Origin of the sequence: Micromonospora sp. CPCC 206060 (assembly GCF_036906895.1) — a bacterium.
GTDB lineage: Bacteria > Actinomycetota > Actinomycetes > Mycobacteriales > Micromonosporaceae > Micromonospora.
Map to the genome: position 1 here is coordinate 1 of NZ_JBAKHU010000127.1, position 7,495 is coordinate 7,495.

9 protein-coding genes are annotated in these 7,495 nt (G+C 70.0%); 4 read left to right on the forward strand and 5 right to left on the reverse strand.

Going from position 1 to position 7,495, the window contains the following annotated elements:
• Positions 1-74 precede the first annotated feature (74 nt).
• Positions 75-566: a GNAT family N-acetyltransferase gene (locus V6U90_RS31800; RefSeq protein WP_334444606.1), complete on the forward strand. Its 492-nt coding sequence runs from the start codon at positions 75-77 to the stop codon at positions 564-566.
• Between the two features lie 406 nt (positions 567-972).
• Here V6U90_RS31800 and V6U90_RS31805 read toward each other — a convergent pair whose 3' ends face one another.
• The 5 genes from V6U90_RS31805 to V6U90_RS31825 form a co-directional block, all read right to left on the reverse strand.
• On the reverse strand, positions 973-1,584 hold the full coding sequence (locus V6U90_RS31805; protein WP_334444608.1) for a dihydrofolate reductase family protein: 612 nt from the start codon (positions 1,582-1,584) through the stop codon (positions 973-975).
• Positions 1,585-1,613: 29 nt separating this feature from the next.
• The gene (locus V6U90_RS31810; RefSeq protein ID WP_334444610.1) at positions 1,614-2,108 is read right to left on the reverse strand and encodes an SRPBCC family protein; all 495 of its coding nucleotides are present in this window, start codon (positions 2,106-2,108) and stop codon (positions 1,614-1,616) included.
• 3 nt (positions 2,109-2,111) lie between these two features.
• On the reverse strand, positions 2,112-2,456 hold the full coding sequence (locus V6U90_RS31815) for an ArsR/SmtB family transcription factor (protein ID WP_334444612.1): 345 nt from the start codon (positions 2,454-2,456) through the stop codon (positions 2,112-2,114).
• A gap of 189 nt (positions 2,457-2,645) precedes the next feature.
• Positions 2,646-3,467 (reverse strand): TIGR04222 domain-containing membrane protein, encoded by an 822-nt coding sequence (locus V6U90_RS31820; RefSeq protein WP_334444614.1) that lies wholly within the window; start codon positions 3,465-3,467, stop codon positions 2,646-2,648.
• Between the two features lie 54 nt (positions 3,468-3,521).
• A complete protein-coding gene (locus V6U90_RS31825; RefSeq protein ID WP_334444616.1) occupies positions 3,522-4,124 on the reverse strand; it encodes a hypothetical protein in 603 nt (200 codons plus the stop codon).
• Between the two features lie 308 nt (positions 4,125-4,432).
• Between V6U90_RS31825 and V6U90_RS31830 the strand changes: the two genes are divergently transcribed.
• From V6U90_RS31830 to V6U90_RS31840, 3 genes are all read left to right on the forward strand, one after another.
• The gene (locus V6U90_RS31830; RefSeq protein WP_334444618.1) at positions 4,433-5,107 is read left to right on the forward strand and encodes a M23 family metallopeptidase; all 675 of its coding nucleotides are present in this window, start codon (positions 4,433-4,435) and stop codon (positions 5,105-5,107) included.
• Positions 5,108-5,338: 231 nt separating this feature from the next.
• Positions 5,339-5,806 (forward strand): pyridoxamine 5'-phosphate oxidase family protein, encoded by a 468-nt coding sequence (locus V6U90_RS31835; RefSeq protein ID WP_334444620.1) that lies wholly within the window; start codon positions 5,339-5,341, stop codon positions 5,804-5,806.
• Between the two features lie 319 nt (positions 5,807-6,125).
• Positions 6,126-7,349, forward strand: coding sequence for a zinc metalloprotease (locus V6U90_RS31840; protein ID WP_334444622.1), 1,224 nt, complete (start codon positions 6,126-6,128; stop codon positions 7,347-7,349).
• Positions 7,350-7,495: the final 146 nt, after the last annotated feature.

A 7,495-nucleotide genomic window follows, 5' to 3' on the forward strand; every position in this document is an offset into this window, starting at 1 on the left:
TGACCACGACTGCACCCAAACCCCGGCCAGTCAACCCCCGAAGAACTTACGGCGCGGACCACTTAGGGTGGCGCGTGCCCGAACTCCAGCAGCTCGACGTCCGTCACGCCCCGGCGCTGCTGCGCTTCGAGGTGGAGAACCGGGCGTACTTCGCGCGGTCGGTGCCGGATCGGGGCGACGACTACTTCACCGGGTTCGCCGCGCGCCACGCGGAGCTGCTCGCGGAGCAGGCAGCCGGGCTGCACCGCTTCCACGTCCTGGTCAACGATGACGGGGCCGTGCTGGGCCGGTTCAACCTGGTCGACCTCGCCGATGGCGCCGCTGAGCTGGGTTTCCGGGTCGCCGAGCGGGTGGCCGGGCGCGGCGTGGCGACGGACGCTGTACGCCGGGTCTGCGAACTGGCGCGGGACGGGTACGGGCTGCGCCGGCTGGTCGCGTCGGCCACGCTGGCGAACCTCGGCTCGCTCGCGGTGCTGCGGCGCACCGGGTTCACCCCGGTCGGCGAGGTACTGCTCGACGGGCAACCCGGGCTGCGGCACGTCCGTGAGCTGGTCCCGGGTAGGTAGGACCGGGCAGTACCGCCCGGCCGTCGCCGGGTCAGCTTCTCCCCGCAGTCGGTCGCCGCCGAACTCACCGTCGGCGGATTGATCCCGGCGAGCACCCGGCGGCGAACAGCGCGCTCGCCGTGAGTGCCGCCCAGCGGCCCCGGCCGGACCGTGCGGGTGACAACGGCAGAACATGATCTTCGTACCCGCACCTGCTCGGGTTCTGCATGTTGAGGTCCTTCGTTGCGCACGAAGGGGACTCCTCCCCGCCGGTGACGGGTGGGGGGGTATGCGGGGTGGCGGGCGGCCCCATGGACAGACTGGGCCCGGGTGCTCCATGGCAAGGGCGGCTCCTGCCGGATCCGGGGGGCCGGTCCCCGGCGCGCCCGCCCCGCCGCGCACGGGGCGGTACGCGACCCGGGGCGTGTCAGTCCAGCGCGAACGAACCGGTGACGAGTTCCCCCGCCGGCAGGTACGTACCGATCACGACTCCGGTGGTGGAGACCCTACTGTCGACGAGTTTCAGCCCGGCGGGGATGGCGCCGTCGCCGAACAGGCGTTTGCCGGACCCGACGACGACCGGGAAGATCATCAACCGGTACTCGTCAACGAGGTTGTGGCGCAGCAGGGTCTGGTGCAGGTTGGCGCTGCCGTGCACCTGCAACTCCGGCCCGTCCTCCTGCTTGAGTGCCGCGACGCCCTCGGCCACGTCGCCCTCGATCAGCACCGAGTTGCGCCACTGGAGGGTGGGGCGACTGCGCGAGGCGACGTACTTGGTGGCGTCGTTCAACGGCTTGGCGCCCTCCTCGTCGGGGACGCGCGGCCAGTGCGCGGCGAAGATGTCGTAGGTCCGGCGGCCGAGGACGAGGTCGAAGGGCTGGCCCATCGACTCGCCCATGAACTCGCCCATCACGTCGTCCCAGTAGTTCACCGACCAGCCACCGTGGGCGAAGCCGTTGTCGTCGTCCTCTCCGGGCCCGCCCGGGGCCTGCATGACCCCGTCGAGGGTCAGGAAGGTGCTCGCGATCAGCCTTCTCATCGTTGTTCCCTTCTCGTAGGCCGGTGCCGTCAGTGGGATGCGTCGGCGAGCAGGGCGTCGATCTGGCCCATCGCTTCACGCATGCCTTCCTGCATGCCCATGGCCAGGAGCTGTTCCATCCGCTCGGCGCTCGTGAACGTCGCGACGGTGGTCATGCGTGCCCGGGAGTCGACTGCCTCGATGGTGACGACGAGGTGGATGGGGTCCGAAGTGTCCACCGGCTCGCCGTCCTCGTCGGAGAACCCGTCGTCGAATTCCAGTCGGTTCGGGGCGTCGATGGCGGTGATGGCCCACCAGCCGTGCGCCTTCTCCCCCTCAGGGCCGGTCATGTAGTAGCGGGACTGACCGCCGACGGCGAAATCGTGCTGCTCGAAGGTGGCCGGCCAGGTGGGCGGCCCCCACCACCGTTCGAGCTGGCGTGGGTCCTGCCACACCTGCCAGACGCGCTCGACGCTGGCCGCGAACTCGGCGACGAACGTGAGCGTCAACGCCTGCACGTCCTTGTGTGTGCTGACCACGGTCATGGTTCAGTTTCCTTCCTGATCCTCGGCGAGGATCTGTTCGATGCCACGGGCGCGATGGCGCCAGAGCTGCTCGTACGCGTCGAGCAGCCGGGTCGCCCGGCGCAGTGCGGTCACGTCGGCGGCCACGAGTTGTTCTCTTCCGTGCCTCTCCTTGGTAACGAGCGCGGCCCGTTCCAGCACCGCCACGTGTTTCTGCACCGCCGCGAGGCTCATCGGGTAGTGCCGGGCGAGTGCGGACACGGACTGCTCCTGGCGGATCACCCGGGCGATGATGTCGCGACGGGTGGCGTCCGCCAGGGCGTGGAAGATGCGGTCGGCGTCCGCCTCGCTCAGCTCACCTACAACCATACGGTTGCAGGTTAGTGTCGATCAACCACCGACGCAAGCAGGGTCCTCCCGCATTTCCGGCCACCGGTGACGGACCGGCGCGCACGATCCCGGCGATCCGCAGCTCACCCGGACCACCGGCAGTTCGTGGTACAGGCCGTTCGTGCCCGGCGACACGGTGGAGACGCGCTGACGGCCACCGACCGGACCTCACCTCCGGGCGTCGGCCCGATCGTGGCCGGCCGACCGGGACGACGGCGCCGGCGGGACATCCTCGATCTGCAACGCCGCAGCGAAGACCGGGTCCGTCGCCAACGGGCCACGGGGGCCACGTAACGCGACCGCGCGGCTCAGCTCCGCCGCCGGGACGGTCGACCAGTCCCGGCTGCCCCCGAAGCGTTCCCGGGCCTGCCGCAGCGCCCTGCGGGTGGCGCGGGTCGCCGCCGGTGGCTGCGCCAGCAGCCAGCCGGCCAGCAGGGTCGCGGTCACCGCCAGCAGCAGCCCCACCGTCGGGGCCGGCCGGGACGGTGTGTCACCGGCGAGGATGCCGGCGAGCAGGACCACCGCGACGGCGGCGACCAGGAACAACGGGACGGTGGCCGAAGCGATGGCGCGACGCCCGGCCGGCGACAACAGATAGCCGTACCGGATCATCCGCTGGCCGATGCGGTGCAGCTCGCGGCGTACGTCGTGGTCCCGGCGGACCTGGGACCAGGTCTGCCCGCCCCGCAGCGCCGAGTACAGGGCCATGGTCAGCGGCGGTGGGCTCTGCGGCGCCCGGCCCACGGACCGTAGCGTGCCCAGCGGGCCGGTCTCGACCAGGCCGGCCCGGTGCAGCCAGGCCAGACCGGCCCGGCAGGCCAATTCGGCCCCTCCGGACACGTACGCCAGCTCCAACGTGGAGAGCAGGGCCCGGCCCGGCCGCCCGACATTGATGAGATGCCGCAGCAGCGCGGTCACCGCGACGAGCGGCGGGACGATCAGTGCGTACCAGGTGAAGAGGCTGGTGATGTCGAGAGACCGGACGGGCATGCCCTCAGTGTGATCGCGTCGTCCCCGTTCCGGTACCCGGCGCTGCGGTGGGCCTCAGCCCGGAGGCGCCACCAGTTGTCCCCTGATCCCGGCGATGTCGCTGATCCAGTCACCCGGGGATCGGGACAGGACGACGACCTGACCGATGCTGTTCCGGTCGGCCCGGAGGCACACGGTGACGTGGTAGCCGTTCTTCTGCGTGGTACCGCACCGGACCTCACCGCCCAGCGGACCGGGAATCACCGGGCGGACATCGGACACCACCGTCTGCTGCGCGAAGAGCCAGTCCAGGAGTCCGGCCGGATCGGCGATGTTTCCGGTCACGCCGCTGACCGCGATCGCGTCCTCCTGGTCCGACCGGCCCCCGTAGGCCCAGGCGATCGCGCTGGTGACACCCGGCACCATCTGCTTGAGCGCACCCATCGTCTTGGTCGGCGCTGCCAACAGGCCACGGTCCCGGGACTTGGGCAGCCCGCCGAGGGTGTCCGGGGTGATCAGCCGCAGGGTGGTGGGCGGGGTGGGGCTGGCGGCGGTTCGCGCCGGCGGTTCTGTGGATCCGGCCGGGCAGCCGGCAGCGAGCACGGCGACCGCGGCGAGCACGACGGGAAGCAGGGCGGGGGCGCGGGTGCGCCCAATGGTCGCACGGCGAGTTGTCATGGTGTTCTCCTGTGGCTGCTGAACGACGGAGGATAACCGGAACAGCCGAGCCCATCTCGGACCGCCACAGTCGTCGCCCGCGGCGGCCCGTACGATCCGCCCACTAGCCGGTATTAATCTCTTGCTGTAGATATATGGATGGCTTGGACGTGATGCCTCGCCGCGGGATTCCTCGATGGATACCGGCGTGACCTCGGGAGCGAGGAGAGACGGCAGTTATGGCGACGACTGAGCCTGAGCCGTGCTGCGGCAACGATGGTGAGGCACCGACCGTAGGGCGCAGGGACCTGCTGCGGGGTACTGCGGCAGTGGCGACCGGTGTGGCACTCGGTGGCCTGCTCCCGCCGTCGGCCGCGCTGGCGGCACCGGTGATCTACAACCCGTTCAGCGCCTACCCGATCACCGACGGATGGCAGGAGCACCTCGCACGTGGTTCGGCCGGGGGTATCGACTTCGCGATGCCGGTCGGCACGGCCCTGCCGGCGTGCGGTGCCGGCACGGTCTGGAACACCCCGGACAACGGTACGGGCGGCCACACCGTCACCATCAACCACGTCGACGGGTACCGCAGCCAGTACCTGCACCTGTCCCAGTTCGTGCTGGCCAACGGCACCTCCGTGGCGTCGGGGGCCATCGTCGGCAGGTCCGGCGGCGCGGCGGGCGCCCCGGGCTCCGGCTCCTCGACCGGGCCGCACCTGCACTGGCACATGATCGATCCCGCAGGCAACCGGATCAACCCGCTGACGTATGTCAGCCCGAGCCCGCCGCCGCCACTCGAACTCTGGAAGGACGACATGAAGCTGATCCAGTCCACCAACCGGGGCATCGCCCTGGTCGGCCCCGGCTACTTCCGTCAGCTGCGTACCGACGAGGAGGTGCACGCGGCGGTGGCGCTGGTGGGCAATCCCCTGATCGGCAACGACCGGCAGTTCGACCTGTGGCGCAGCATCGCCTTCGACGGTCAGGTCAAGGCCCCCTCCTGACCGTCGAACCCGACCTGCGGCGGAATTCGGATCACGGGACGTAGCAGGGCAACCTCGGCCCGATCATCGCGCAGATCACCAGCCGCACGCTGTCCATCGAGAATCTCCGCACTCGGATACGCCCTTGTCCAGGGCGGGCGGCCGGGGCATGTCAGGGCCGACCCGTAGGGTGACGCCTGCCCCCAGTCATCACGGGGTTTCCTGATCGACCGTGCTGTAGGGAGCTGCCCTATGACGTCGCCGCCCCGCACATTCCGTCAGCGCCGCCAGGACACGCTGCACCGGCTTGAGCACGACGTGGACGCCTGGGTCGCCACAGCCGACCCGGCAACCGGCATCCCCTACCTGGTGCCGCTGTCCTTCCTGTGGGACGGCGAGGTGCTGCTGGTCTCCACCGCCGCAGCCACCCCGACCAGCCGGAACCTGCGGGCCAACCCCAGGACCCGCCTGGGCATCGGGCCCACCCGCGACCTGGTCCTGATCGAGGCGACCGTGGAGACGGTACTGGCCGCCGCCGACATCCCGCAGGAGCGCGGCGACGCCTTCGCCGCCAAGACCGGTTTCGACCCCCGCCGGCTCAGCGCCGCGTACCTGTACTTCGGGCTCCGCCCGCAGCGGCTGCAGGCCTGGCGTGAAGTCAACGAGATCGACGGCCGGGACCTGATGCACAACGGCGGCTGGCTTGATGACACCCACTGACCCAGGACGCGTCGATGTCGACGCTCCCGGGGCCCTTACCTCGACCCCGCCGTCGTCAACCGGGCCTGCACCGCTCTGACCGGCACCTGCAACCTTCGGATCCAGAAGTAGCCGTTGCCTGCGCACCGGGAGGTGCGGACACCACCATAGTGGTACGGAATCCGTCCGGCGATCTCCACCCAGTTCGCCGGGCCGTTCGACCAAACGCCGTCGTGGTTGTCACTACCGGCCCTAGCATCGATTTCAGGGCGGACCAACGCAGCCAGAGGGGGAGAAAATGGCGAACGCGCACATGGACTCTACGGCCGATGGTCACACGATGGGTGCCACGCCTGGTTCGATGGGGATGACGGGTGCGTCCGGTGCCGTGATGGGCAGTCATTCCGGGACAGCCGGGATGGCCGCCGGCCGGGGAGCCACCGGCGGCGGTGACGTCGGGTCGGTGGGCGGGGCCGTCGGCCCGCAACAGCACTGGTGTGCCACGATGCCGGTGCATCGCAGACTGCTCAACCAGTTGCCGGACTACGCCCGGGCCCGGGGCGCCATCGAGAACAGCACCCGGTCGGTGATAGCCGGCCGGGCCGGGACCCGGTTCCCCGACGTCGTCCGCATTCCGGTCGTCGTGCACGTGGTGTGGAACGACGACCGGCAGAACATCTCCGACGAGCAGGTCCACTCGCAGATCGCCGTACTCAACGCCGACTACCGGGCGGCCAACAGCGACCTCGGGACCATCCCGGACGCCTTCCGCGATCTGGTGGGGGACACACAGGTCGAGTTCCACCTCGCCACGACCGACGCTACCGGCAGACCGACCACGGGCATCACCCGCACGTCCACCACGGTGACGCAGTTCTCCCCAGACGACGACGGCATCAAGTCGGCGGCCACCGGAGGTGCGGACCCGTGGCCGGCGTCGCGGTACCTGAACATCTGGGTAGGCCAGTTACGCGACGGTCTGCTCGGCTACGCACAGTTTCCCGGTGGCCCACCGCAGACCGACGGGGTGGTGGTGACCTACACCGCCTTCGGCACCCTCGGTACCGCCACCGCCCCGTTCCACCTGGGCCGTACCGCCACCCACGAGGTCGGCCACTATCTCAACCTGTTCCACATCTGGGGTGACGACGGTACCGGCTGCGGCGGCACCGACGAGGTGGATGACACCCCGAACCAGGCCGGTCCCAACAACGGCAAACCGACTTTTCCGCGCCTGAGCTGCGACAACGGCCCGCACGGCGACCTGTTCGTCAACTATATGGACTACGTCGACGACGCGGCCATGATGATGTTCACCAAAGGACAGGTGGCCCGGATGCAGGCCTGTCTGGAGACCGCCCGGTCCTCCGTGCTCGCCCCCGGGGCCACGCCGCAGCCGGCGGCCCCGGTGGTCAGCAGAGGCGCGGACCGGATCGATGTCGTCCGCCGGGGTACTGATTCGGCGCCGCGTCACAAGTGGTGGGACGGTGTGCGATGGCAGCCGCCGACCCTGGGGTACGAGGCTCTCGGCGTACCACTCAGGCCGTCACCGGCTGTGAGTTGAGCCGAAGGTGACACCGTGGCCGTCGTTGGCGACAACGGCCATGTGACGCCCGATCACAGGAAGCAGAAGCATGAGTTGCGTCCGGCAGAGTGGTGTACGGCAGACCTGCAGCTCAGAGCCGGTTTGGCGTAGACGTGAGGCGGCCA